At 42.8% G+C, this 24,670-nt stretch carries 26 protein-coding genes and 7 pseudogenes; 31 read left to right on the top strand and 2 right to left on the bottom strand.

Features of this window, described 5'->3' with window-relative positions:
- Positions 1-104 precede the first annotated feature (104 nt).
- Genes NKF87_RS12735 through NKF87_RS12725 form a run of 3 tightly spaced genes read left to right on the top strand, consistent with a single transcriptional unit; the run spans position 105 to position 2,124 of the window.
- Positions 105-542, top strand: coding sequence for a radical SAM mobile pair system MarR family transcriptional regulator (locus tag NKF87_RS12735; protein ID WP_118364069.1), 438 nt, complete (start codon positions 105-107; stop codon positions 540-542).
- Positions 539-1,228, top strand: coding sequence for a radical SAM mobile pair protein A (locus NKF87_RS12730; RefSeq protein ID WP_253583664.1), 690 nt, complete (start codon positions 539-541; stop codon positions 1,226-1,228). The genes NKF87_RS12735 and NKF87_RS12730 overlap by 4 nt, the downstream gene beginning before the upstream one ends.
- The gene (locus NKF87_RS12725; protein ID WP_118378715.1) at positions 1,216-2,124 is read left to right on the top strand and encodes a radical SAM mobile pair protein B; all 909 of its coding nucleotides are present in this window, start codon (positions 1,216-1,218) and stop codon (positions 2,122-2,124) included. The genes NKF87_RS12730 and NKF87_RS12725 overlap by 13 nt, the downstream gene beginning before the upstream one ends.
- 296 nt (positions 2,125-2,420) lie before the next feature.
- Here the strand turns inward: NKF87_RS12725 and NKF87_RS12715 are convergent, their stop codons facing one another.
- Positions 2,421-2,858, bottom strand: coding sequence for an Rrf2 family transcriptional regulator (locus tag NKF87_RS12715; protein WP_028087392.1), 438 nt, complete (start codon positions 2,856-2,858; stop codon positions 2,421-2,423).
- Between the two features lie 154 nt (positions 2,859-3,012).
- Between NKF87_RS12715 and NKF87_RS14275 the strand changes: the two genes are divergently transcribed.
- Positions 3,013-3,138 (top strand): hypothetical protein, encoded by a 126-nt coding sequence (locus NKF87_RS14275; protein WP_270604489.1) that lies wholly within the window; start codon positions 3,013-3,015, stop codon positions 3,136-3,138.
- Between the two features lie 326 nt (positions 3,139-3,464).
- Here NKF87_RS14275 and NKF87_RS12710 read toward each other — a convergent pair whose 3' ends face one another.
- Positions 3,465-3,701: a helix-turn-helix domain-containing protein gene (locus tag NKF87_RS12710; protein WP_005341369.1), complete on the bottom strand. Its 237-nt coding sequence runs from the start codon at positions 3,699-3,701 to the stop codon at positions 3,465-3,467.
- Positions 3,702-3,842: 141 nt separating this feature from the next.
- Between NKF87_RS12710 and NKF87_RS12705 the strand changes: the two genes are divergently transcribed.
- The 27 genes and pseudogenes from NKF87_RS12705 to NKF87_RS12590 all read left to right on the top strand — a co-directional run bounded on the left by NKF87_RS12705 (position 3,843) and on the right by NKF87_RS12590 (position 24,654).
- A complete protein-coding gene (locus NKF87_RS12705; protein ID WP_226799356.1) occupies positions 3,843-4,223 on the top strand; it encodes a hypothetical protein in 381 nt (126 codons plus the stop codon).
- 40 nt (positions 4,224-4,263) lie between these two features.
- Positions 4,264-4,595, top strand: a pseudogene (locus tag NKF87_RS14630) (DUF5720 family protein).
- Between the two features lie 186 nt (positions 4,596-4,781).
- Positions 4,782-5,689, top strand: a pseudogene (locus tag NKF87_RS12690) (plasmid segregation actin-type ATPase ParM).
- Positions 5,686-5,976 (top strand): hypothetical protein, encoded by a 291-nt coding sequence (locus tag NKF87_RS12685; RefSeq protein ID WP_007884594.1) that lies wholly within the window; start codon positions 5,686-5,688, stop codon positions 5,974-5,976. The pseudogene NKF87_RS12690 and the gene NKF87_RS12685 overlap by 4 nt, the downstream one beginning before the upstream one ends.
- A 153-nt stretch (positions 5,977-6,129) precedes the next feature.
- Complete coding sequence (locus NKF87_RS14440) at positions 6,130-6,837, top strand: hypothetical protein (protein ID WP_330642790.1); 708 nt, start codon at positions 6,130-6,132, stop codon at positions 6,835-6,837.
- Between the two features lie 38 nt (positions 6,838-6,875).
- Positions 6,876-7,445 carry a DNA (cytosine-5-)-methyltransferase gene (gene dcm / locus NKF87_RS14435; RefSeq protein WP_334304158.1) on the top strand — a complete coding sequence of 190 codons (570 nt, stop codon included), beginning with the start codon at positions 6,876-6,878 and terminating at the stop codon, positions 7,443-7,445.
- Positions 7,446-7,694: 249 nt separating this feature from the next.
- The gene (locus tag NKF87_RS14430) at positions 7,695-7,907 is read left to right on the top strand and encodes a hypothetical protein (protein WP_330642788.1); all 213 of its coding nucleotides are present in this window, start codon (positions 7,695-7,697) and stop codon (positions 7,905-7,907) included.
- A pseudogene (locus NKF87_RS14625) lies at positions 7,829-8,059 on the top strand (DNA cytosine methyltransferase); the annotation flags it as partial. The gene NKF87_RS14430 and the pseudogene NKF87_RS14625, both read left to right, overlap by 79 nt.
- A gap of 2 nt (positions 8,060-8,061) precedes the next feature.
- Positions 8,062-9,012, top strand: a pseudogene (locus tag NKF87_RS14545) (amidoligase family protein).
- Positions 9,013-9,024: 12 nt separating this feature from the next.
- Positions 9,025-9,162, top strand: a complete 138-nt coding sequence (locus tag NKF87_RS14620; protein WP_330642784.1) for a hypothetical protein — start codon at positions 9,025-9,027, stop codon at positions 9,160-9,162.
- 159 nt (positions 9,163-9,321) lie between these two features.
- The gene (locus tag NKF87_RS14615; protein ID WP_330642783.1) at positions 9,322-9,501 is read left to right on the top strand and encodes a hypothetical protein; all 180 of its coding nucleotides are present in this window, start codon (positions 9,322-9,324) and stop codon (positions 9,499-9,501) included.
- Between the two features lie 74 nt (positions 9,502-9,575).
- Positions 9,576-13,927: pseudogene (locus NKF87_RS14610) on the top strand (SpaA isopeptide-forming pilin-related protein).
- 87 nt (positions 13,928-14,014) lie between these two features.
- A pseudogene (gene metK, locus NKF87_RS12660) lies at positions 14,015-15,174 on the top strand (methionine adenosyltransferase).
- Positions 15,161-16,143, top strand: a pseudogene (locus tag NKF87_RS14525) (DUF3991 domain-containing protein). Before metK ends, NKF87_RS14525 begins: the two co-directional pseudogenes overlap by 14 nt.
- 6 nt (positions 16,144-16,149) lie before the next feature.
- Positions 16,150-16,728, top strand: coding sequence for a hypothetical protein (locus tag NKF87_RS12650; protein WP_253583658.1), 579 nt, complete (start codon positions 16,150-16,152; stop codon positions 16,726-16,728).
- Positions 16,725-16,895: a hypothetical protein gene (locus tag NKF87_RS12645; RefSeq protein ID WP_253583657.1), complete on the top strand. Its 171-nt coding sequence runs from the start codon at positions 16,725-16,727 to the stop codon at positions 16,893-16,895. Before NKF87_RS12650 ends, NKF87_RS12645 begins: the two co-directional genes overlap by 4 nt.
- 20 nt (positions 16,896-16,915) lie before the next feature.
- The gene (locus NKF87_RS12640; RefSeq protein WP_226793175.1) at positions 16,916-17,719 is read left to right on the top strand and encodes a DNA-methyltransferase; all 804 of its coding nucleotides are present in this window, start codon (positions 16,916-16,918) and stop codon (positions 17,717-17,719) included.
- 81 nt (positions 17,720-17,800) lie between these two features.
- Positions 17,801-18,124 (top strand): hypothetical protein, encoded by a 324-nt coding sequence (locus NKF87_RS12635; protein WP_015513330.1) that lies wholly within the window; start codon positions 17,801-17,803, stop codon positions 18,122-18,124.
- A gap of 138 nt (positions 18,125-18,262) precedes the next feature.
- Positions 18,263-18,439 carry a DUF3789 domain-containing protein gene (locus NKF87_RS12630; protein ID WP_015513331.1) on the top strand — a complete coding sequence of 59 codons (177 nt, stop codon included), beginning with the start codon at positions 18,263-18,265 and terminating at the stop codon, positions 18,437-18,439.
- Positions 18,418-18,726, top strand: a complete 309-nt coding sequence (locus NKF87_RS12625; protein WP_015513332.1) for a plasmid mobilization protein — start codon at positions 18,418-18,420, stop codon at positions 18,724-18,726. Before NKF87_RS12630 ends, NKF87_RS12625 begins: the two co-directional genes overlap by 22 nt.
- Before the next feature lie 6 nt (positions 18,727-18,732).
- Positions 18,733-20,022, top strand: a complete 1,290-nt coding sequence (locus tag NKF87_RS12620; RefSeq protein ID WP_015513333.1) for a relaxase/mobilization nuclease domain-containing protein — start codon at positions 18,733-18,735, stop codon at positions 20,020-20,022.
- 2 nt (positions 20,023-20,024) lie between these two features.
- Positions 20,025-20,831: a PcfB family protein gene (locus NKF87_RS12615; protein WP_015513334.1), complete on the top strand. Its 807-nt coding sequence runs from the start codon at positions 20,025-20,027 to the stop codon at positions 20,829-20,831.
- Positions 20,832-20,836: 5 nt separating this feature from the next.
- The gene (locus tag NKF87_RS12610) at positions 20,837-21,811 is read left to right on the top strand and encodes an ArdC family protein (RefSeq protein ID WP_208728534.1); all 975 of its coding nucleotides are present in this window, start codon (positions 20,837-20,839) and stop codon (positions 21,809-21,811) included.
- Between the two features lie 83 nt (positions 21,812-21,894).
- Complete coding sequence (locus NKF87_RS12605) at positions 21,895-22,206, top strand: hypothetical protein (RefSeq protein ID WP_235250576.1); 312 nt, start codon at positions 21,895-21,897, stop codon at positions 22,204-22,206.
- Positions 22,207-22,246: 40 nt separating this feature from the next.
- A complete protein-coding gene (locus NKF87_RS12600) occupies positions 22,247-22,501 on the top strand; it encodes a DUF4314 domain-containing protein (protein WP_318299347.1) in 255 nt (84 codons plus the stop codon).
- Positions 22,498-24,249 carry a VirD4-like conjugal transfer protein, CD1115 family gene (locus NKF87_RS12595; protein WP_055247008.1) on the top strand — a complete coding sequence of 584 codons (1,752 nt, stop codon included), beginning with the start codon at positions 22,498-22,500 and terminating at the stop codon, positions 24,247-24,249. Before NKF87_RS12600 ends, NKF87_RS12595 begins: the two co-directional genes overlap by 4 nt.
- An 87-nt stretch (positions 24,250-24,336) precedes the next feature.
- Positions 24,337-24,654, top strand: coding sequence for a hypothetical protein (locus NKF87_RS12590; protein WP_006426976.1), 318 nt, complete (start codon positions 24,337-24,339; stop codon positions 24,652-24,654).
- The last annotated feature ends 16 nt before the right edge of the window (positions 24,655-24,670 follow it).

Genomic DNA, 24,670 nt, shown 5'->3' with positions numbered 1-24,670 from the left:
AGAATTGAAAAAAAACGGAATTTACCTATTAAGACATATAAACTGTTGACAATAAAGCTCCTATATAGTATGTTTTTAATAAACTACTATATAGGAGCTTTTGTATGGAAATGAATGGAGGATTTCTTGTCACCAAAATAAAACAGCTTGGAGACCGGATTTTCGAGAAGATTCTCAGTGAAAAGAATATTGATGCGTTTAATGGAGCCCAGGGGCGTATTCTTTATGTGCTGTGGCAGGAGGATGGTATCTCAATCAGGTCACTCTCGACTAAATGCGGATTAGCGATAACATCTCTTACTACGATGCTGGAAAGAATGGAAAATCAAGGACTGATAAGCCGTGTTCAGTCTGAAACGGACAAAAGGAAAACACTCCTGTTTCTGACTGAGAAAGCACATGCCTTAAAGGGTGAGTACGATTCTGTATCTGATGAGATGGGCAGTATTTACTACAAAGATTTTTCAGAGGAAGAAATTATCTGGTTTGAGGAATGCCTCGACCGCATCAGAAAGAATCTTGAGGAGTGGCAGAAGTCATGAGTATTTGTATCAAAGATCAGATTCAGAACATGAATATCGTCATTGGCTGCACAGTGGGGTGTACATATTGCTATGCCCGCAACAACGTGAAACGCTGGCATATGATTGATGACTTCGCTTACCCGGAATTCTTTCCGGGTAAGCTCAAGATGATGGAAAAGAAACGTCCGCAGAACTTTCTTCTTACCGGGATGAGCGATCTCTCCGGATGGAAGCCGGAATGGAGAGACGAGGTATTTGCAAAGATCCGTGAAAATCCACAGCATCAGTTCCTGTTCCTTACCAAGCGACCTGATTTGCTGGATTTTGATACCGATCTGGAAAACGCATGGTTTGGCGTTACGGTGACGAGAAAAGCAGAACTGTGGCGTATCGACGCCCTTCGGAAAAATGTCAGAGCAAAACATTACCATGTTACCTTTGAGCCGTTATTCGACGATCCCGGCACAGTTGACCTTTCCGGAATCAATTGGATCGTTGTCGGCACCATGACCGGAGCTCAGAGCAGGAAGATTCATACGGAGCCGGAATGGGCATGGTCTCTGACGGACCAGGCACATAAGCTCGGCGTTCCGGTATTTATGAAGGAAGACCTTGTCCCTATCATAGGGGATGAAAATATGATTCAGGAAATGCCGGAAGAATTTAATAAAGTGTTAGAGGTACAGAAATCATGGAAGAAGTAATAAATGGAATCCTCATTCGTGAGGTGGAAACAAAGAACATCATGACTAAGTCTAGTCTGCCGGTAGGCGGTTACTCAGTCAATCCCTATGTGGGCTGTACACATGCCTGCAAGTATTGCTATGCTTCTTTTATGAAGCGTTTTACCGGGCACAAGGAGGAATGGGGCACTTTCCTTGATGTGAAGCATTGGCCGGAAATTAAAAATCCGAAGAAATATGCCGGACAGCGGGTGGTCATCGGTTCTGTGACAGATGGCTACAATCCACAGGAGGAGCAATTCGGGAATACCAGAAAACTTCTGGAGCAGCTGATCGGCAGTGACGCAGATATTCTGATCTGCACAAAGTCGGATCTTGTGGTACGGGATATTGATCTGCTGAAGAAGCTTGGACGTGTAACCGTTTCATGGTCGATCAACACACTAGATGAAAATTTCAAGAACGATATGGACTTTGCTTCGAGCATTGAGCGCCGTATCTCTGCTATGAAGCAGGTATATGAAGCAGGTATCCGTACAGTCTGTTTCGTATCCCCGGTATTCCCCGGTATCACGGATTTTGAAGCAATCTTTGAGCGGGTAAAGGATCAGTGCGATCTGTTCTGGCTCGAAAATCTCAATCTTCGAGGCGGTTTCAAAAAGACAATTATGGATTATATCGCCGGAAAATATCCTGATCTTGTACCACTTTACGACGAGATCTATAACAAGCATAACCGTAGCTACTTTGAAGCACTTGAAGTTAAAGCTGAGAAAATGGCTAAGAAGTATGATTGTGCCTTTGTGGATAATGAAATGCCTTATGGCAGAGTCCCGCAGGGGCATCCGGTGATCGTAGATTATTTCTATCATGAGGAAATCCGTGGGACAGAGAATACCGGAAAAAGAAATCGCTAATTTCAAGTTTGTAGAATTCAAAAATTTAATATGAAATATGAGATAGAGCGTATGGAAATAATCTATACGTTCTATTTTTTTGCCTTTTTTGAAAAAGTGATTAAAAAACTATTGACATTTTGTTACTGGCAAAACTGCAAAATCGATTTTGATTTCCTGTGGTGCCAGACTTTCACCATTTGATATTCAGGAGCTTCGAGAAAGCATGTCGTATGACGAAATGGAACTGGATATGATCGGCAATCAGAGAACAGCCATGTTTGTCATCATCAGTGATACCGATGACACATTCAATTTTAAAGGTTTTTAACTTTCCTGATTTTAAAATAATACCGATCAATAATATCCTGCAATGTAATGGATTTCATTTTTTCATCTACCATATTTTGAATTTCATGATAGAAGTCCCCAATAGCGAATTGAATGTTGATACCGATTCCACAATCCGGATTGGTATCTGTGTCCAGGTGAAGCAGCGGCTTATCGCCCTCTACAGCTCGGTAGATGTCATACATATTGATTTTATCTGCCGATTTTGCAAGAGCGGCATTCGCATGACCTTGTGTGTTGACAACAATGCCTGCATTTTTCAGGGTTGCCATAAGTTGTCTGACATAAGCCGGGTTTGTCTTGATACTTTCTGCAATTTTTGTGCTGGAGAGTTGTTCGTCATCTCCAAGAGCAATAAATATAAGAATATGAATGGTGTCACTAAGCTTTGTGGAATATTTCATTTGTCACCTCGAATTTTCTTCTTGTAATTTTTAAACTTACATGATAACATGACTTTAATGCTTGATGTAAATTTAATTTTAACAAGTAAAAAAATAAAAGTCAAGCAAAATAAAAGGTGTGGAATCTGATATAAAAAAGGAGATAAAGTGGTGTATGCAAAAGGAGGAACAAGTCAGTTTTCTGGCAGAAAAAATCCGTCAGGCAGATGCCGTTTTGATAGGCGGTGGTTCTGGTCTTTCCAGTGCGGCGGGATATAACCATTATCATTGGCTACCCTAAAATGGAGTACAGTTTATAGTAGTGTATAGCGTGTACCAAGTTATAATTATGGGGTTGAAAATAACAGTATACACAGATAATGTGGAAAAATGTGTATGACGTTTATATAGAAAATAACATTGAAAAAGAAATTCAAGAATGGGTAAATTCATTAAATTTAAAATAGAATAATAATTACATGAGTGACAGAAGATAAGAATCTGAATTCCCTGTCACTTTTATATTATTTGATAAGAAAAAAGAACTGGTTTATATCCGATAAGAATATAGACTGGTTCTTATTTTTAATATGCTATTATATACACAGGGAGTCGGGGAATGTCGAACTATAGCAAGCCGGAAAAGAAAGCATTGATATCGGTATGAAAGAGTTTTGCAAGTGCAACTAATTCAGATGCCTTAATGTTCATGCGATTTGTTTCCAGTTTGGCATAGGTACTTTTGGTGATGGAGATACCCATAAGATTTAATTTTGCAACTACTTGGTCTTGAGTCATATTGTTTTTATATCGAATTGCTTGGATATTTTTACCAATATCCATATCTGGTCTAATCTTTTGCATAATGATGAACTCCCCTTATAAAATAAAAAGATTCGTAATACAGAAATATATATATTGATTCTAAAGAATTTAAATTTTATAATGTTTCGTAATAAGGAATTATTTTTAACAGGAAGAGGTAAAAGTATAATGGATGTGGAGATGGAAAAGAGAAAATTTTTAAATCTATGTGGCAAAAGAGATCGAGCATTATTGTCAGGTGAAAAAAGAATGACATTGGGGGATATGGAACGATTGACATATCTGACAGAATTTTTTGAACTGGAGAACTATGGAATCGCCTTATGGAAAGAATTTGGTGATGATGTAAAAGAGCCATTTGAAGCGATGATGAAAATGTTAGATGAGCCGGAGTGCATAGAAGATCGATGGCTTGATGACGAAGCAAAAGGGGAAAAGTGGTTGTTAGAATTTCAGGAACTGGCATTAACGGAAGAATACAGGGAATGGATTCGAAATTATATCGATAAAAAATATGAAGAAAGAGGATTACCATATCCGACAGGAGCAGACTTCGATTAAGAGGTCTGCTTTTTTCTGGTCTTTTGGGAGGTGATAAGAGGTGGAAGTAAGTATTTATGAACTCTTGGCGGCAGCAAGAGAATCGGCTAAATCTGATTATATAAAAGGGGACAGCATTTTGTGTGAGAAGAGATTTCATCCAGATACCCATTACATGGTAGAAATGGAGCTGTTAGGAAATGATAACAAGCTGGGAGAAAAGGGGAATTACATACGAAGTTTCTGACAGAACCGGAGTATCTTCCCATTTTACAAAAGCAGGAAAAACACCTCATAAAAATAAAAAGACAGGCGATTGTTCAAAAAGGAAACTTGCGATATATCCCTCCCCCGGACAGGCTGGACCGCCGCCGGGAGAGGGATATTTTATAACCGGCTGCGAAGGAACAGTAGTGTTCCTCTGGCGATAGTGGTATAAAAAAGCCAGATTTTCCGCAGGTTTTGGGACGCTGGAACATGGAAAAGTGTTCACGAATGGCACTTTTGCAACAATCCGTTGCAGCAGTGAAAGCATTTTTGACCTTACGTTAAACAGAAAAATGAAAGGGTGTGATTGTGATAATCATAGGAATTGATCATGGCTATTATGCCATTAAAACAAGACAAGTGTCTTTCCCAAGTGGAATTATTGGGTATGATTACGAGCCGTATACCATGCAGAATGTTCTGCAATATCAAGGAAAGTATTATGTCTGCGGTACGGGAAGACAGACGCTGGTAAAAAATAAAACGTCAAATGATAATTATTATCTGCTGACGTTGGCAGCCATTGCAGAAGAAATCAAGCATCGGAAAGCGGAACGAAAGACAGAGGTAATTCTGGCTGTCGGACTTCCGCTTTCAAGTTTTGGAAGAGAGAAACAGGGATTCAGGGAGTATCTGTTGCGGAAAGAGCAGCCAGTGCGATTTTTATATGAAAGTGAGTTATATGAGATAACAATAAAAGATGTGAAACTGTTCCCACAGGGATACTCTGCGCTTGCTCTGCATCCAGAGTATCTGAAGAATGAACCGTCTGTTCTGCTTGTTGATATTGGTGGCTGGACCGTTGACCTTATGAGGCTGGACAATGCTGTTCCGAATGCAGCAACGTGCAGAAGTCTGGAACTTGGAGTAATCCGATGTATTGATGAGACAGCAGAACAAGTGCGTAGAAATACCGGACTGTCTGTGACAGAAACTCAAATTGAGCGTGTGCTTCGGAGGGAATCTTGCAGTATGGCAGAGGAGGCCAGACGGATCATACAGGAAAACGGACGGAAATATATAGAAAGAATACTGTCTGCGGTGACAGAATCCGGGTTTGATCTCCGGGCAGTACCCACCGTATTTATGGGGGGAGGCTCCGCAATTTTAAAACGCCACGTGACCGCACAGGACGCGATTTGCCGCCCGTTTTTATAGAGGACGTCCATGCCAACGCAACAGGGTATGAACGGATTGTAGAGCAGATGTGGACGAGATGACACGCCCTGTGTATTCGTTCCGCCCGAACCTGAAAAATCCAGAACACCAGAGGGCATGGGAGAAATTTCAAAGTGTTCCAGAAGGGCAGAAAAGCCAGTATCTGGTTCAGGCAATTCTGGAAAAAGAGGATCGGAAATGGATGGAAGAAGTCATTCAAAAGACGATAAAAGAAAGTGTTCGGGAATTAGGAATATGTGGCACTACGGAACAATCGACAACGAAACTATCATCGGAAGAAATACCAGATCAGATGATGGATTTTCTATCTCAAATGGAAAATTTGTAAAGGGGGTGAGGCCTATGATTGCACGATACATACATTGTTGGATCTGCTAGGGGCAAGGCAAGAAATGCATCGTTATCTTTGGTGGGTATTGTGAATAGCTTTTCATGCGGCTTTGGAGTATGTTGTGTGTAGCGAAAAGAAAGGAGAAAGGTTATGGCAGAGATGAAAAATATCTGCGGAAAGATCCCGATGGACTTACATGAGAAAGTAAGAGAAGAGATTGAACTCACAGAAAGCAGCACACAAAAATTTTTACAACAGGTCATTGAAGAACATTTCAACAGACTGGAAGGAAAAGGAGAAATAAGCATGGGAGCAGTAAGAACAGTAGCAGTACAGGTATCAGAGGAATTATTCCAGAGATTAAAAGTAGTCATCGGAAAGAAACACATGAAACAGAAAGACTTCTTAATTCAGATTATAGAAGAAGCACTGGAAAAGGCAGAGGCCGAATGGCAAAGCAAAGATCAGCCTGAAGAATCCGAACAGACAACTGGAGAATTGGAACAGAAGAAACTCAACCGGAAGAAAGCACTGAGCCGGAAAGGGAAAGCGAACCAGATGGAGAGAGCGAACCGAAAGAGGAAAACGAATCAGAAGAGGAGAGCGAACCGAAAGAGGAAAACGAACCAGAAGGGGAAAGCGAACCGGAAGAGGAAACTGAAACAGAAAGTGAAACTGATCTGGAAGAAGAAACCAAAGCAGAAGAACCAACAGAATGGTAACCAATTGATACAGAATAACGAAGGGCGGTATGAGAGATCATGCCGCCTGTTTTTATCAGCAAAAAGGAGGTTGATAGCCGCAACCATTCAATTTTTTGATCTCTTTAGCGGAATCGGGGGATTCGTGAAGGCTTAAGACGGGCAGGAAACTTTGTCTGTGTCGGACATTGTGAGGTGGATACTTATGCGGATAAGAACTACCGATTGCTGTTTGATACGGAAGGGGAGTGGTATTGTAATGACGCAAGAACAATCGAACCAGAACGAATGCCAGATTTTGATTTACTCTGTGCAGGATTTCCTTGCCAGGCATTCTCTATCGCCGGAAAGCGAGAAGGATTTGCCGATGCAAGAGGAACTCTCTTTTTTGAAATTGCCCGGATTCTTGAAGCTAAAAGACCCTCGTATTTTATCCTTGAAAATGTTCCCGGTTTGTTATCGCATGACAAAGGCCGGACGTTTTGCACCATCCTCAGTACGCTTTCTGAACTGGGGTACCATGTCGAATGGAAAGTGCTTAACAGCAAGGATTTCGGAGTCCCCCAAGCAAGAAAACGGGTGTATATTGTCGGATATCTTGATTTCCGATGTGCCGGAAAAGTATTACCTGAACCAGAAACAAATGGAGCAGCTCTTGTTCAAATCCGGGCAGGAAGTCAGGGAAAAGAGTTTACAGTCCAAAAGGATAAGCTGTACCCTGACATCACAGGCCGGAGGAATGGGTGGAAAGACAGGATTATATGATGTGGTGTTCCAATTAAAGAAATACAAAGCTCGGCTACAAACTTGCAAGAGAGGGTGACAGCATCGATTTAGGCTATGCGAATCTCAACAGCAGGAGAGGAAGAGTTGGACATCAGATAGCACACACCTGACTACAGGTATTCAACAGGGAACACTTCATTTTGTAGATTTGTCTCCGCCGCCACTGGTAACTGAAGAATGCAGAAGCCTTAATACCCGACAATGCGGAATCCATAAATACAAAGGAGAATGTTCCGGTGTATTAAGGGAAGAAGGGCAAGAGCAGTCCTTACACCAGCCAAGGAAAATGTCCGTCAGAATGGCAGACGTATGAAAAATCCAGAAGAACCGATGTTCACAATTACTGCAACCGATCGTCATGGCATCTTGTATCACGGAAGAATAAGAAGATTAGTTCCAAGGGAGTGTCTGCGTCTGCAGGGTATTATGATTGGCAAATAAATAAAATCATAGACAGCACTTCTGATGCACAGCTTTATAAACAGGCTGGAAACGGGGTAACTGTCAATGTCATCGAGGCAATTGGCAAACTATTACAAAAGGCAGACTCCGAACTCAACGAACAGGAAGTGTCTGAGAAAGGAATCCATTAGGCATGATCGGTATAAAAGACCAATACTTTGGCACAGAAATCGAAATGACAGGGATTACCAGACAACGTGCTGCAGAAGTTGTTGCTGAAATGTTTGGAACAGAAGCATATTATGACGGCACGACTACGGAATCTGGTCAGTGATAGATTGGAAGGAAAAAAGTGGAAATTTATGTCTGATGGAAGCATTTATACACAACGGAAAGTATACGGTCGAATTGTAGACGCAGGCGGAGAATATTCAACAGAGATGGTATCACCGAAATTATCCTATGATGAAATGGGTAAGTTACAGGAAGTAGTACGCTGTCTGCGACGGAATGGAGGTTTTGTAAATGAGTCCTGTGGTCAGCATGTTCATGTAGATGCATCGAATCATACACCGCAAGCTGAAAAATGCACTGACAATTATGTATGCAAAGGAAGATATTCTGTTCAAAGCACTGAAAGTGCAGGAGAGAAGAGCAAATAGTTATTGTCAGAGGGTGCGACCGGAGGTATTGGAGAAAATCCGAAAAATACCAAATAAATCAATCACAATGGACCGAGTAAGAAATGTCTGGTATGGAGGCAGGGATGGAAGTCATACCCATTATGATCATACCCGTTATTATGCTCTGAATCTTCATGCTGTGTTTTCAAAAGGAACTTTGGAATGGCGCTGTTTTGAAAGCACACTTCATGCAGGAAAGGTAAGAGCAAATATTACTCTGGCATTAGCCATTTCCGCACAGGCGATCAATCAGAGATCGACACAGATGAAAAAGACACTGATATCAGAAAATCCAGCATTTACATTTCGTACATTTTTATTGAGACTTGGGTTAATTGGAGACGAATATAAAAATGTCGAAAACATTTGCTGGCAAATCTGGATGGTGATCTTGCGTGGAGATATGATAAAAGCACGTATGAGTGTTGAAGAAAAATCAAAGGACAGAAGGAGTCAGATAGAGGTGAGAAAAAATGGAAGATAGATATTACTTCGCTTATGGCAGCAACATGAATCTGGAGCAGATGAAGTACAGGTGTCCGGCTGCGGAAGTTGTGGAAAATGTCCGGCTTGAAATTATCGGCTGGCATTTCGAGGAAGGCTCCGGGTAACGGGTAGCAACGGTACTGCCGGAAAAGGGAAGCTGTGTCGAAGGAGTTTATGGAAAATCACAGAAGCGTGTGAGAAGAGTCTGGATTTTATGAAGGATTCCCAAGTTTTTATGGGAAAGAATCGATTCAGGTAAAAAATCAGGATGGAGTGGAGAAAGAGTGTTTGTATATATGATGAACGCTCCGCACAAAGATGTTCCGGCAAGACCATCGAAGTTTTATCTGGATGGAATTCTGGAAGGATATAAGGATAACCAGATTCCAACAGATTCTGTCATGAAAGCGGTGAAGCGTACCAGACAGGAAGTGAAAAAAGAAAAAAATCGATATACAAGATAAAACGTACCGCAGAGGAAACATCTTCTGCGGTATTTAATTAAAAAAATCTATTTATAATTAGGAAGGAAAAGCACATGAAGGTTAGAAAATTAAAGACCAGAATAGCTGCTTTTGGACTGGCTGTCCTGATGGGCATCAGTACCTTGAGCAGTGTAAATGCGTTTGCGGTCGAACAGACAGGCTCGGAACAGCAGACGGAAGTACAGGCGGTAACAAGCCAGAAAGATACATCGGTTACAGCAGATGATATCACAAAAGCGGTTTCGGATGAAACATTTGCGGTGGAAACCTGTATGGAAGGAATCCATTATGATGCAGAAAAAGAAGATGTTACGCTTGTAAGTATCAAAGATGAGAATGGTGGAGAGTATCATTCTGACAAAGCAGGAACATATATTGCCACTTATATGGTCGTTCCAAAAGATAAGAGTGACAGCTATACCATCACCCGAAAGTGACTCTGACGGATACAGAAGGTCAGGCACATTCTGAAGAAAATGGTGGAGAGAAACAGAAGTCAGATACAGAATCTGAAGATGATTCGGATTCGCCTGTGCAGAACTACACAGATGTAGAAATTGAAACATCCGAAGAAGATGCATCTGCACAGGCAGTCAAAGAACTGAAAGAGGACATCGAAGAGGGAAATGTGATGGTATTGTCTGCGGCTGAAAGAGCTACAAGCAGCGGTTCCACAGTTACATTGACAAAGGGGAGAACTATTTATTATCCAAGTTATATTGGAAATTATCTTACTTGCCTGTTTACAGTCAATGGAAAAATTGCATACTGCCTTCAGTCCCAGAAAGCATCCCCACCGAGTGGAAGTTATGTAGCACAGGTACTGGACAGCAATAAAAATCTACAGAAAGTCCTTTATTATGGTTATGGCGGGGCAGGAGATCTGACAGGAAGTTATCTGTCTGGAAAAACGGAAGATGAAAAGTATGTGTATACACACATTGCAGCCAGCTACGCTTATGCAGGAGAAGCCGGATTTACAGGGTGTAATTATAATGACCTTGTAAATGCAGGGGTTATCGCATATATCAATTATCTGTTTGGACAGGAAGAACCGCCAAAAGGTGAACTGAGCCTTTCAAGCACAAAGCTGAATGCAGTACGGGATGGAAACATCCAGAAAACACCAAATATCACACTGTCTGGAGATCACAGAAACTATGTGACATTGAGTGTACCGGAAAATGTGACAGCACATAATCTTTCCAAAGGAACAAGTGTTACAAATGGAAAAATCCAGATTTATGGTGGAGATACATTCTATCTGTCTGCGGATTTATTACTGACAGGCAGTTATGCTTCCGGCAACTTATATGGTTCTGTCGGAAAGACATGGAGAACACTGGTGCTGACAACCGGAAATTCCAAGCAGGATATCGGTGTATTTGAAAGTGAAACAGCAGCTCCGGTAAGTTTTAGTGTACAGTGGCTGAATATGACACGCATTGAACTTATGAAGAAAGATGTCAATACACAGAATCTACTGTCAGGAGCAGTTTATGGTATTTATACTGATAAGAAGTGTGAAAACCTGCTGATGACAATGTCAGCAACCGGAAGAGATGGAAAAGCAGTCAGCGATTATTTTGATTCTGCACTGAAAACTGTGTATGTAAAAGAGATCACTGCTCCGACAGGATATAAACTGAATACAGAAGTATATAAAGTAGATGTTGCAGCCGGAAAGACATTGAATGTAACAGCAACAGATGAGAGAGTCACCGGAAAAGTAAAAATCGCAAAGATCGATAAAGAAACACTTGCATTTAAAGCGCAGGGGACAGTGCTCTTCGTGGTGCGTGTATGGTCTTTATGCAAAGAGGACATCGTGCATCCGGATGGCACAACAGGAGTTCTGTATAAACAGGACAGCCTGATTGCACAGGGAGTCATCGGAGATGACGGAACACTGGAATTTTCAGAATTATACCTTGGAGAAATGTATCTAAAAGAAATCACTCCACCGGAAGGATATACACTGGATACTACAAATATGAGGTATCAGTAACTTATGAAGGTCAGGATGTTGCGAAGTGACAAGAGACCTTACGGTAAAAGAGCAGGTAAAGAAACAGGCATTCCAGTTAATCAAAATCAGTGAAGATGGAGAGCAGACAGAAACGACCTGGTTGCAGGAGCAAGATTTAAGGTATATCTGATCAGCGACCTGACACAGGTGAAAAATGGGAAACTGAAACCGTCCAATGGAGAAAGCTATACAGCAAGTGATTTCAAAATTATGACTTCAGCAAAGAGCAGGTTGCAGTTACTTATGAGAATGGAACCGCCGTACCAGTACCGGAACTGATCACTGATACAAAGGATATGCAGTCAGCCCGGAACTGCCGTATGGAAGTTATGTTGTAGTGGAAAGCACTACCCCGAGAATCTGAAAACCATTGATCCATTTGTTGTAAATGTGGAAAATGACAGCAGAGAACCAATGCAGTGGAGAGTATTTGATGACCGTCCGTTTGAATTTTTGTTGAAAATCGTAAAGAAGGATGCACAGACTGGAAATACGGTTTTAAAGGCCGGAGCCTCTTATAAGATTTACGATGTGACAAATAAGAAATATGTGGAACAGGTTGTTCAGTATCCGAAGAAAGAAAAGATCAGTGTATTCAAAACAAATGAGGAAGGATATCTGATCACACCGCAGGAACTGAAGTGCGCTACCTATCGAATCGAAGAAGTAAAAGCACCGGAAGGATTTGTAAGACAGGGAAGCGAAGAGTCCCTGTATGATGGAACAACGATTATTTCACCATTAGAGCAGACTACAAAAGGAACATATAAAGAAAATCCACAGAATGGTATTGTAATTACAGTATCCTCAAACACTGCACATCAGATTGATCCGGATACAGGAGCTGCGATTGTAGAGTAGAACAGAAAAATGACGAACAGGTAGGAAGCCTGCTCCTGACGAAAAAGGGAGAACAGCTTACCGAAGTAACCGGAGATTCTGTTCTGGCAAAAGTAAAAGCACTGGTTTCTAAAGTAAGAAATACCGTATCTGGTAAAGAAGAAACAGGTATTATAAAGGCTTTAAATATGAAGAAACCGGAGTAGAAGGTGCTGAATTCGAAGTATATGCCAAAGATACCATCTATTCACCGGACGGAGCAAAGGACGAAGAAGGAAATCCAGTTGTTCGTTATGAGAAAGATGATCTGGTAGCCAAACTGACTACAGATGAAAATGGAACAGCAGTTATCAACAATCTGCCACTGGGAACGTATTATCTGAAAGAGGTTGTAGCAGGAGAGAATTTTGTCCTGAATACAGAACAGAAAGAATTTACCCTGACAGCAGAGGATGATACACAGGCAGTCGTTTATGAAGGCGTTACCTATAAAAATGAAAGACAGAAAGTTTCCGTATCGGTAGAAAAGAAGGATTCTGTCACAGGAGAAAAGCTGGAAGGTGTTATTTTTGGACTGTATGCTGCGGAAGATATTCTTTCTAATCAGGGAGAGGTTCTCGTAGAGAAAGATACCCTGCTGGAAAAGAAAGCAACAGATACAAAGGGAACACTTACTTTCGACAGTGATCTTCCACATGGAAAATACTATGTCAAAGAGGAAGTCAGAAAAGCCGGATATCTTCCAAATGAAGAAGTATGGAATGTAGATGCAACCTATGAAAATCAGAATCTTGCAAAGATTGAACTGAACAAAGAAGTTGAGAATCAGCCGACAGAAACACGTATTACCAAAACAGATGCAACAACCGGAAATGAGCTGGAAGGAGCAAAACTGCAGGTCATTGATAAAGACGGAACTGTTGTGGAAGAGTGGATTAGTACGAAGGAAGAACATGTCATTTACGGACTGCCGGAAGGAAGTTATACCTTACATGAGGAACTGGCTCCTTATGAAGATGGCTATGTGTCTGCCAGCGATGTGACGTTTGAAGTCAAAGAAGATGGAAGTGTGACAAAGGTTGAGATGAAAGACGAATATTCCAAAGTGGAAATTTCAAAAACAGACCTAACAACCGGAAAAGAACTGGAAGGGGCAAAGCTTCAGATCATCCGCAAAGATGGAACTGTTTGGAAGAGTGGATTACGGATGGAAAGCCACATTCCGTTGCAAAGCTCCCGGTCAATGAAGAACTTACTCTGCGTGAGATCACAGCGCCGGATGGTTACGAGATTGCGGAAGATGTTACATTCACATTGAAAGATACAATGGAAGTCCAGAAAGTAGAAATGAAAGATGCCAGAACACCGGAGAAAACAACAGAAAAAACAAATGCACCAAAAACAGGTGATAACCAGAAAGTATGGCCGTTTGTTCTGCTTGCACTGGCATCTGCCGGAACAGCTACAGGAGTGACTGTATACCGCAGAAAGAAGTCAAAAATGACAGACAACAAAGAAGAAACAGAAGTAAAATAAAATAAAAATTACAGGATAAACCAATTGACAGGGCAGGAGATGTTCATAAGGCAGCGCCTGCCCTGTCTGTAGATAAGGAGAAGAAAGATGAGACGTTTTTATACAGCAGAATCAGTAACAGAAGGACACCCGGATAAAGTATGCGATCAGATAGCAGATGCAATCTTAGATGAATGTCTGCGTTACGATCCATCTTCGAGAGTGGCGTGTGAAGTCCTTGCTACAAGAGGAAATGTGTTTGTAGCAGGAGAAATCACCAGCGGATATGAACCACCAGTGTTTGATGTGATCCGAAAAGTTTTAGAAGAGTGTGGATATTGTACAGATGGGATAGAAATGGATACGTTTGTACACCAGCAGAGTCCAGATATTGCGAAAGCAGTGAGTGTGTCGAAAGAATTTCGGGATAATATCGGCGCAAAATTAAGAGATAGAAGCAGGGGAGCTGGAGATCAGGGTGTTATGGTCGGATATGCGTGTGATGATACTCCGCAGCTTATGCCAATGCCGACTGTTCTGGCACACCGGATCACACGTGAACTTTCGGCTTGCAGAAGAAGCGGATATATCAAAGATATCTTTTCGGATGGAAAAGCACAGGTAACCGTAGAATATGAAGATGGAAAACCAGTGAGACTGGAAAGTGTTGTTGTTTCCTGCCAGCATGGTGCAGAAAAGAACCTGAAGAAGTTAGATGCCGAGATCAGAGAGAAAGTGCTTCGCTCAGCACTCAGATTACTGCCGCCGGATGAGGATACGAAGATTCTGATCAATCCGTCAGGAAAATTTGTGTGCGGAGGATTTGATGCAGATACCGGACTGACCGGAAGAAAGCTGATGGTGGATACTTATGGCAGTATGGTTCCGCATGGCGGCGGTGCATTTTCGGGAAAAGACTGTTCGAAAGTAGACCGTTCGGCAGCTTATATGGCAAGGTATATCGCCAAAAATATAGTAGCTGCTGAGTTTGCAAGCAAGTGTCAGGTGTCTTTGGCTTATGCAATCGGAGTAGCAGAGCCGGTTATGATTGAGGTAGACACCTTTGGTACAGGAAAAGTGTGTGCGGATGATTGTCTGGCGGCAGCAATCCCTCTGGTGTTTGGAGTGACACCTGTCCAGATCATGGAATCTCTCGGCTGAACCGTCCGATTTTCCGTCAGACCGCAGTTTTTGGACACTTTGGAAGAAAGGAGTTTCCTTGGGAGCGAACCGATAAGGTACTGGCTCTTCAGGATACCATTCTGTAATGCCTGGGTAACGGAAGAAGAGATTCAGGCAGCAAAAATATGACTGCGTATGAGTATTTGCGAACGCATCAGGCACAGAGACTGCAAAAGACAAGGACCAGAAATGAATGGCAGTTGACGGATCATGACAGTTTTAAAATCAATGAACTGTCCAGCAAATGGCATTGGAAATCCAGAGATATCGGTGGCGTGTCCGCACTGCGGTTCCTGATTGAAGTAGATGGAATGAAATTTACAGATGCCGTAAAACTGTTGTGCGAAGAGAGTCCGTCTTTTATTCCGACACAGTCTGCGAAAAAGGAAAAACCACCCTTTAAGCTGCCGGAGAGATATTGTAATTGCAGACGAATCAGGGCTTATTTAAACCACAGAGGAATCAGCGATGAAGTGATCACGTATTGCATTTCGCATGAAATCCTTTATGAAAGTGTCCCGTACCATAACGCTGTTTTTGTTGGAAAAGATGAATCCGGAAAAGCAAGATATGCATTCCTGCGAGGAATCTATGAAAAAAACGGGAAGGATTCAAGATGGAGCAGACCGGGAGTGAAAAAAAGTACAGCTTTTGTATTCCACCTGAAAGAGAAACAAAACGAGTTGTCGTATATGAAGCGTGTATTGATGCACTGGCCCACATGACACTGGAAGAAGGAAAGAGGGATAAATATCGTCTTTCCCTTGGGGAATCGCTGCTCCGAAAGAAAACACACAGATACAGAGTGAACGTTTTAAAAAGCTGCCGGATGCACTGGAAGAGTTTCTGAAGAACCATCCGGAAATCAAAGAAATTGAAATCTGCACCGATAATGACTTTGCCGGAGATGGGCGAAAGAACAGATGAAAAAACATTACGAGGGAACGTATCAGATTATTGCAATCTGCCGAAAAAGAAGGGCAGATTATGCAGACCTTGCGAAAGAAAAAAAGCAGACAAATAAATGCAGGGACAGACCATTAGAAAGAAGGTGATAGAGAATGGAAGAAAAAGGAACGATGCACGTACATCTGTTGACGGAGCTGACTGGAAATCTTTATTCAGAAGAATCCGAATGGGAAGAAGAGTGGTCGGAGAGTGATGAATATGGAATGCCATTAGATGGAACAGAACTTGCCGATTATGAAGAAGTCATCCGAGAAGAACTGGAACGCTATGGGGAAGATGATCTCATGCAGTATTTTGACGGAAGTGAGTCCATTCAGGAAAAGATACAAAGTGCAGTTGTTACGATAGAAAACAAAGACGGAATCCTGTACGGCTGTACCAAACTGGAATTAAATGAATTTTTAAGTCAGGAAGAACTACAGGAATTCACCGAATACATTACAGGGCAGTACAGTGACGGGTGGGGTGAAGGATTTGAACAGAGGGATATCAAGGTAGATGGTGGAACGATGAATGTGCATTTTGGCATCCTAATATGGAACAGCCGAAAATGTATGAAAAGAAAACAGAGCAGATTCCGACAAAGCCTGAGAAACAACGTCCCAAGTTACAGCTCCTTGGACATGATGGGAATATTTTTTCCATTATGGGCGATGCCTCAACTCTTTTGAAAAAGAATAAACAGACAGCAGAAGCAAAAGAAATGCGTAAAAGGGTATTGGAAAGTGGGGACTATTACAAAGCACTTTTGATTATCAGCGAATATGTAGAAACTGAGTTGAGTCCGCCGCCCAAAGAAAATAAAAAGACAAAGAAGAAAAATCAGCCGGAACGCTGAGAAAAGAAAGGATGATGCCTATGACAAATGGCCTGAGTTTGGAAGAACTTATGAAAGAGGGAACATACCCGGAGGAATATACTGAAGGGGAAAACTGGAAAATATTACATGGAGATACATTAAAACTGGTCAAAGCATTCCAGCCGGGAATCTTTGATGCAGTTATTACCGATCCGCCGTATGCATCCGGTGGAACAAAACAGAATGAAAGAAATCGTACTACAAATCAGAAATACAGCAGTATGAGTGCTGCCAATGCACTTCCGGATTTCGATGGGGATAACAAAGACCAGAGATCTTGGACGCACTGGATGGCTGAATGGCTCTATGATGTGCGGAAAGCCTGCAAGAAAGGTGCTCCGATCTGTCTGTTCATTGACTGGCGTCAGTATCCATCGATTACCGATGCATTGCAGTGGGCAGGATGGATCTGGCGAGGAACAGCGGTGTGGGATAAGGGAAACTCCCGTCCACAGAAAGGCCGTTTCCGCCAGCAGGCTGAATATATTGTGTGGGGCAGTAACGGACCGATGCCGATCAACCGTCCGGTATCTTGTCTGCCGGGCGTCTTCCGATATGGCAATCCGCAGAACCGGATTCATGTGACAGAGAAACCGTTGCAGCTTATGAAAGATGTTATCCAGATTTGTGAACCGAGAGGGCTGATCCTGGACCCGTTTGTCGGAGCAGGAACAACTGTCCTTGCAGCGGTTATGACAGGTTATCGTGCAGTGGGAATTGAGGTAACAGATGCCTACTACAAACTGGGAAGTGACAGAGTGAAAATTGCATTAGAAGCAGAGCAGAAAGAGGATGAAAAGTAGCCGGGATGTCCAATTGGACATCTTGTTTTTTATAGAGAAAATGAGTGGCATCCAACTGGATGCAGGAAGGAGATGGAGCGTATGGAACAGGCGCTGGCTTATGTGTGCTGTTCAGCAGAAGAAAGCCGGGTAAAAGTGCAGAAATATTGCAGAAAAATCTATGAACTTGGGTATGTACCAATCTGTCCGAGATTTGTATTCTCACCATTCTTGGAAGAGTCTGATGCAGAAGATATGCAGGGATATGGAAGAATGTCCCATATCCTTTTACGGAGATGCCGGATGGTAGTCGTATGTGGGAAAGAAGTGACAGGAACAATGAATACCGAAATCAGTATGGCAGACAGACTCCATATCATTTGTACGACACTTGATGGACTGGTACAGATAAAAGAATCAAAATAAATCAGAATCGAGTCAATCCGGTGCTACAGAAACTGGCGGTACTCGTTTTGCAAGCATAGCGTTTGGATATCCAAACGCACTTTGGGGAGAACCCCAATCCCCCGGACACAGACGGAAATGGAAAGGAAGGATCAAGTCATGTTAAGAAATGGAGTAATGATTGTAATCGCATTGATGAGCGGAGGATTTATAGGAGTGATAGTGACCTGTTGCATGGTTGCAGCGAAAAAATCCGATGAGGATCTTGGCGGTATGATGAAAGAGGAAGAGAAAAAAGAAGGGACGGTGATGCAATGCGAAAACGAAACCATGTGATCCCGGTACGGCTTAATGCAAGGGAAGTCAGGGAACTGAATGAGCAGGTCGAAAGAAGCGGTCTGAGCCGGGAAGAGTTTATGCGTTCGTTGATTTTAGGAGCGCAGGTTCATGCAAAACCCTGTGAGCATCATCCCGAATTGCTCCGAAAGATTGCAGGCTTATGCAACAATGCCAATCAGCTTGCACATGTTGCCAATGCTTCTGGTATGGCAAGCGAGCAGAGTATTCAGGAAATGCTGCGGCTTACCAAAGAAACATGGCATCTGGTAAAGGAAGAGTGGTAATGCCGGATGGCTTATACAAGTGTTATCCCCGTCCACCGCCTGGACCGTTCTATCGAATATGTGAAAGATAAAGAAAAAACCACACAGAAAGCGGACTCTCTGGAGGCTGCCATCGATTATGCCATGAATCGGACCAAGACGGAACAGGCGGTCTTCGAAGATACCATCGGATGTACCAATGAAAATGCGTATGAAGATATGCTGGCAACGAAAAAGAGATTCCATAAGATGGGCGGTGTAGAAGGATACCATCTGGTACAGAGTTTTGCAGAAGGTGAAGTGACACCGGAACTGGCACATCTCATCGGGCAGGAATTGGCAGACCGGCTCTTAAAAGGACAATTTGAAGTCGTCATAACAACACATCTTAATACCAGACACTATCACAATCATATTGTCTGGAATTCTGTAAGCATGGTGGACGGACATAAGTACCATAGTAATGCCAAGAGTTATTATACGGAGATCCGTAAGATTTCCGATGACCTGTGCAGAAAATATGGTCTGTCTATCATTGAATCCAATCAGAAAAAATCAATCCCTTATGTACAGTGGAAAGCAGAACAGGAAGGAAAGCCGACATGGAGAACGGCGATCCGTTTGGATATCAGGGAATCGGTACAGGAAAGCTACTCCTGGTCACAATTCCTAAAAGAGATGGAAAAGCGGGGTTATACATGGAAACTGAACAGGAAATACATTTCTTTAAAAGCTCCGGGAATGGAGCGGTATATTCGTCTGCGTTCCCTTGGAAAAAATTATTCTGAAGAGGAAATACGTGGGCAGATACTACAGCCCAAGGTGAAACGAGTCTATCAAAAGGCAGTACAGATTCATCCCAAAAAGAAACTGACCGGGATTCAGGCACTGTATTATTCCTATTTATATCAAATGGGGGTACTGCCAAAAAGACCGAAAAGGAGTCCATACGCTGTCAGAGAGGATATCCGGAAACTGGACCGCAGGATTGAACAGATTGAATTTCTGATGAAACATGACATCATAACCAGAGAGCAGCTTGCCGCATACCGAGAGCCATTGCAAAAGCAGATTGCGGAACTTATGAAAGAACGCAGAAGATTGTATCGGAATGGGGGCAGCAAGACGGGGGAAGAACGATTGTCCGAAATCAATGAGGAATTGAAGCGACTCCGTAAGGAAGTTCGTATGACCGTTCAGATTGAGAAACATTCCTTGGAAATCGAAGCGAGACTTCAGGAAGCAGAAGAACAGAGTCAGGATGAAAAACGTGTGGAAGATAAAGAAAGAATGCAGAAAAGTCAGGAGGTGAGATAAGTATGAATTACGGAGCAGAACCGGCAGATCAGGTGGTACGGTACAGTCTGGAAGGGATGGAGTATTCGCTGAAGATCACCGGGAATGTAGCAAAGCATGTGGCAGTCTTTATTGCTGCCGCTTTGAAGGACCAGAAAAAGACAAGAGGGAAAACAAGACTTACCAGAATGTTAAAGGAACAGCGCCCGATGAAATTTTTTACTGTTCCGGGTGACCGTCTGAAAGAATTTGCAAAAGAGGCCAAGGCAAGGGGCATCTTATATGTAGTTATCAAGAATAAGGTGAATCCGGATCAGACAGAGGTCATGGTATTTGCAGATGATGCAGCAAAGATGAACCGGGTATTAGACCGGATGAATCTGGATTTTGTAAAAGCAGAATCAGGCTCTATGGTTACAGAAGCAGTGGAAAAAGAGAATGCACCGGAGAAGGCAGAGAACCAGATGGAAAAAGAAACCGGGGAGAATGTACGGACAGAGACCGTTGTCCTGCCGGAAGGCAAGATAGAATTTGAACTGGATGATGCGGAAGAAATGTTTCAGATCGGGGATGAGGCTTTTCCGGAAGGAAATTTTACACAGGCGCAGGAGGGGGAAGTAAAGAATCCATCCGAACCTTTCTTGCGCAACAAAAATATTTTTTCCGGTCGGGAAACTAGCTGGGAAGAAAAGAATGAAAAACCATCTGTGCGGAAAGAACTCGGAGATATCCGTAAGGAACAGGAAGAGAAACGCAAGCGTCCAGACAGACGGAAAAATGCCAGAGAGAGCCGGAAGAAACGTAAGAATATGAAAACGAAAGGCAGGTAATGTATATGGATTTAACAGATATGATTTCAGGTGGAACGGAAGAACAGCAGATTCCTGAACAGAAATTGACCAAGGAAGAATATGCAGCCAAGAAGCAGCAGGAAAGAGAAGAGGTATGGGCTGAAGTAGATTCACAGGCACAGGGAGTTTTTCAGGATGGAGAAAAACTGAAAGGCTTTCTGGATTTTATGGCAGAGTGTAATACACAGAGAACTCCGAATCTGCTTTTGATTTACGGACAGCATCCAGATTTTAAGGTAGTAAGGTCTTATGAACGCTGGAGAGAAGAACACCGTTCAGTAAAAGCAGGGGAGCATGGCATTACTTATATGATTTCCACTGAATACGAAAAAGACGGTGAAATGCGGAGAGGGTATACGATCGGAAAAGGATTTGACATCAGTCAGATGTCTGGAAAGCCATTGGAAGAACGCCCTCAGCGAAGTCTGACAGAACTGATAGGAACTGTCTTAAAAGACCAGTCGGTACGTGTGCAGATTGAGGATGATCTGCCAGACAAAGTGCAGGCCCAGTACAATCCGAGATACCGTACCATTTATATCCGCAACGGAATGAGTGAAGTAACGACATTCCATGCACTGAACAGAGAACTGGCGTGTGCAGCACTGGACCAGCATACTGGAACCTACAGCCGACAGAAAGTCAGTGCACAGGCTTATTGTGCAGCCTATGTGATTGCGAAACGTTATGGTGTGGATGTTACCGGATTCAATCTGGAGTATATTGCACAGAGGAATGAATGCGGAAAGAAAGATCCGCAGGAACTGAGAGACTTTTTAAATGATGTCCGTCAGGCTTCCTACAGTATACGAAACCATATCGAACGCAATTTTGGTGCAAAGGAACAGGAGTATATAACCGATGAGTTCGCAATCGGAGACCCTGTAAAAACACCGGAAACCAAGGATGAAAAAGCATCTGGAAAAGAGAAAAAAGCAAAGAACCAGCCGGAACGATAAAAGTGAAAAAGTTGGACGGTTGGAGTAGCTATTACGGAGGTCTTGTGATATGGTTGGTGTAACAAAAAAAGGAGGTCAGCCAGATGACAAAATACTATTTGAAGATGGATAACATTATGAAAAATATGTTCGTGGTGGCACTGAATGATGAGCTACAGGCACAGAGTGAGCAGGATGAATGTTTGGAAGAAACGAAAGCTCTTCTGAAAAAAGTAAGTGAATACGACCTCGCTCAGAAACGACTGCAGATTACAGCCGGGGAACAGAGGCAGATCCGTAAGGCACTGAACAGACTCAGAAGTAAATATCTTGCAGCCGGAAGATACAGTGACGGAATAGATAAAGTCATCCTTCAGGTTGCAAAACCGAATACCACCAGACACATGTTCTGGTAGAGAAAGGAGTGGTTGATTGGTCATTTATTCAAGAGAAAAAGTGGCACGACTTAGAGAACAGTATCCGGCAGGAACAAGAATCTGTCTGGATTCGATGGACGGAGAAGCGGATATGCCGCAGGGACTGGAAGGAACTGTGCAGTATGTGGATGATGCGGGTCAGCTCGGCATCAGTTGGGACAACGGCAGAAGTCTCTCACTGATACCGGGAGTGGATTCCTTTCATAAGAAAGAAGGACAGGGACATCCAGAAGAAAAGCCACGAAAGAAAAGAGAATCTGACTTGCAGAGATAAGTACAAAAAAGCAGGACTGGGTTCTGTATCTTGTCTTTCTGCCATTTGTCTGGTGGGCGGCAGCGATTACCGCTTGTGCCATTGCACCGGATAAGAATTTTATTCAAATCTTAGAAATGCTGAGCGAAAAACTCGAACAGCCGTTTTTTATCACGTATACACCGTATACGTTCAAATGTATTCTGATATTCACAGCAGCCTATTTCTTAGGCATTGGTATTTATGAATCCCAAAAAAGAAATTATAGAAGAGGCGTGGAACATGGTTCCGCAAAATGGGGCAACGTGTCCGAAATCTGCAGACGCTACTGCGAAAAACAATACACGCAGAATCTGCTTTTAACACAGCATTTCCGCATGGGACTGGACGGCTATAAGCACAAACGAAATCTAAATGTGCTGGTAGTCGGAGGTTCGGGAGCAGGAAAGAGCCGGACGTATGCAATCCCAAACATCATGCAGTGCAACTGTTCGATGGTGATTACTGATCCCAAGGCAGAACTTTTGCGTAAAACCGGAGGTGTCCTGGAACGGAATGGATATGAAGTCCGGGTTTTTGATTTGATCAATCCGGAGACTTCCTGGTGTTATAATCCGTTTGCGTATGTCCGGGATGATAAGGATGTACTGAAGCTGATCAATAACCTGATCCGCAACACAACACCAAAGGGTGCGCAGAGCTCAGACCCGTTTTGGGAGAAGTCCGAGACTGCACTTTTGCAGGCACTTATGCTGTATTTGCTGCATGAAGCTCCACCGGAAGAACAGAACTTCCCGATGATCATGGAAATGCTTGGAAGCGCACAGGTCAAAGAAGATGATGAGGATTACCAGTCTCCATTGGACATTTTGTTTGAAAGACTGGAAATGCGGGATCCGGAGAGTATTGCGGTCAAGCAGTATGCCATTTATAAGCAGGCGGCCGGAAAGACTGCAAAGTCGATTTTAATCTCGGTTGGTGTCCGTCTGGCAGCTTTTAACCTGAAACAGATCGCCAACCTGACCTGTACAGACGAACTGGACTTATACAGCATCGGGGAGAAGAAAGTAGCACTGTTTTGCTGTATTCCGGATGCGGACACCAGCATGAATTATCTGGTCGGCATGATTTACAGTAATCTGTTTCAGACACTGTATTATGTGGCAGACCGGAAGTACGGAGGAAGGCTTCCAATTCCGGTACACTGCATTATGGATGAGTGGCCAAACGTAGCCTTGCCGGATGATTTTGACAAGATTCTGGCAACCATGCGTTCCAGGGGGATTTCCTGCAGTATCATCATCCAGAACATCGCACAGATGAAAGCCTTATTTAAAGACTCGTATGAGAGTCTGATCGGCAACTGCGATGAATTTTTATATCTGGGTGGAAATGAAAAAGAAGGACATAAGTATGTCTCGGAATTATTGGGAAAAGAGACATTGGATACCAATACCTACGGACAGACAAAAGGGCGTAGCGGCAGCTATTCGGTGAATTATCAGCAGACTGGAAGGGAACTTTTAACACCGGATGAAATACGGCTTTTAGATAACCGCAAAGCGATTTTGTTTATTCGTGGGGAGCGTCCGATCATGGACGATAAATATGATTTAAAAAAGCATGTGAATTTCAGATACACAGAGGACGGTGGTGCATCGCCTTATGATTATGCGAAAACACCACTGGCTCACGACGACCTAAAGATTGACATTAACAGATTAGACGACTACGAACTGCTGTCTACCGAGGACATCCTTGGTGAATAGCAGTTTTTTGATGGATTGGAGTGATGTGTATTGAAGAAACTTCTCACAGGAGAAAAAAATAGAACAAAAAAGAATACAACTGAAAAAATGACAACCCCAATGCCGATGGGGAGAAAACAGAAAAAGTGGATGAGCCTTTACATGGCGCTGGTACTGACCGTAACGGTTGGAGCAACGACCGCATTCGCAGCCGGAGATCCGTTGTCCGTTATCAATAACCTGTCTACCTTTATTTTTTCTCTGATTCGTGCGATCGGTTTGATTTTGCTTGGATTTGGTGTTGTGCAGGTTGGTCTGTCTTTAAAAAGCCATGATCCAAGCCAGAGGGCAAATGGATTTCTGACACTGGCCGGAGGGGTAATTATTACGTTCGCCAAAGAAATCCTCGATTTGATTATGGCGTAAGCCTCTTTGAAAAAAT

Origin of the sequence: Dorea longicatena (genome assembly GCF_024168045.1) — a bacterium.
Classification (GTDB): domain Bacteria; phylum Bacillota; class Clostridia; order Lachnospirales; family Lachnospiraceae; genus Dorea_A.
This window is presented reverse-complemented; position numbering and strand designations above follow the sequence as displayed.

Bases quoted from the DNA above. Each gene is read 5' to 3' on its own strand.
- NKF87_RS12735 (WP_118364069.1), top strand. From the start codon at position 105: ATGGAAATGAATGGAGGATTTCTTGTCACCAAAATAAAACAGCTTGGA.
- NKF87_RS12730 (WP_253583664.1), top strand. From the start codon at position 539: ATGAGTATTTGTATCAAAGATCAGATTCAGAACATGAATATCGTCATT.
- NKF87_RS12725 (WP_118378715.1), top strand. From the start codon at position 1,216: ATGGAAGAAGTAATAAATGGAATCCTCATTCGTGAGGTGGAAACAAAG.
- NKF87_RS12715 (WP_028087392.1), bottom strand. From the start codon at position 2,858: ATGAAATATTCCACAAAGCTTAGTGACACCATTCATATTCTTATATTT.
- NKF87_RS14275 (WP_270604489.1), top strand. From the start codon at position 3,013: ATGCAAAAGGAGGAACAAGTCAGTTTTCTGGCAGAAAAAATCCGTCAG.
- NKF87_RS12710 (WP_005341369.1), bottom strand. From the start codon at position 3,701: ATGCAAAAGATTAGACCAGATATGGATATTGGTAAAAATATCCAAGCA.
- NKF87_RS12705 (WP_226799356.1), top strand. From the start codon at position 3,843: ATGGAAAAGAGAAAATTTTTAAATCTATGTGGCAAAAGAGATCGAGCA.
- NKF87_RS12685 (WP_007884594.1), top strand. From the start codon at position 5,686: ATGACACGCCCTGTGTATTCGTTCCGCCCGAACCTGAAAAATCCAGAA.
- NKF87_RS14440 (WP_330642790.1), top strand. From the start codon at position 6,130: ATGGCAGAGATGAAAAATATCTGCGGAAAGATCCCGATGGACTTACAT.
- NKF87_RS14430 (WP_330642788.1), top strand. From the start codon at position 7,695: ATGTTCCGGTGTATTAAGGGAAGAAGGGCAAGAGCAGTCCTTACACCA.
- NKF87_RS14620 (WP_330642784.1), top strand. From the start codon at position 9,025: ATGGAAGATAGATATTACTTCGCTTATGGCAGCAACATGAATCTGGAG.
- NKF87_RS12650 (WP_253583658.1), top strand. From the start codon at position 16,150: ATGGAAGAAAAAGGAACGATGCACGTACATCTGTTGACGGAGCTGACT.
- NKF87_RS12640 (WP_226793175.1), top strand. From the start codon at position 16,916: ATGACAAATGGCCTGAGTTTGGAAGAACTTATGAAAGAGGGAACATAC.
- NKF87_RS12635 (WP_015513330.1), top strand. From the start codon at position 17,801: ATGGAACAGGCGCTGGCTTATGTGTGCTGTTCAGCAGAAGAAAGCCGG.
- NKF87_RS12630 (WP_015513331.1), top strand. From the start codon at position 18,263: ATGTTAAGAAATGGAGTAATGATTGTAATCGCATTGATGAGCGGAGGA.
- NKF87_RS12625 (WP_015513332.1), top strand. From the start codon at position 18,418: ATGCGAAAACGAAACCATGTGATCCCGGTACGGCTTAATGCAAGGGAA.
- NKF87_RS12620 (WP_015513333.1), top strand. From the start codon at position 18,733: ATGGCTTATACAAGTGTTATCCCCGTCCACCGCCTGGACCGTTCTATC.
- NKF87_RS12615 (WP_015513334.1), top strand. From the start codon at position 20,025: ATGAATTACGGAGCAGAACCGGCAGATCAGGTGGTACGGTACAGTCTG.
- NKF87_RS12610 (WP_208728534.1), top strand. From the start codon at position 20,837: ATGGATTTAACAGATATGATTTCAGGTGGAACGGAAGAACAGCAGATT.
- NKF87_RS12605 (WP_235250576.1), top strand. From the start codon at position 21,895: ATGACAAAATACTATTTGAAGATGGATAACATTATGAAAAATATGTTC.
- NKF87_RS12590 (WP_006426976.1), top strand. From the start codon at position 24,337: ATGACAACCCCAATGCCGATGGGGAGAAAACAGAAAAAGTGGATGAGC.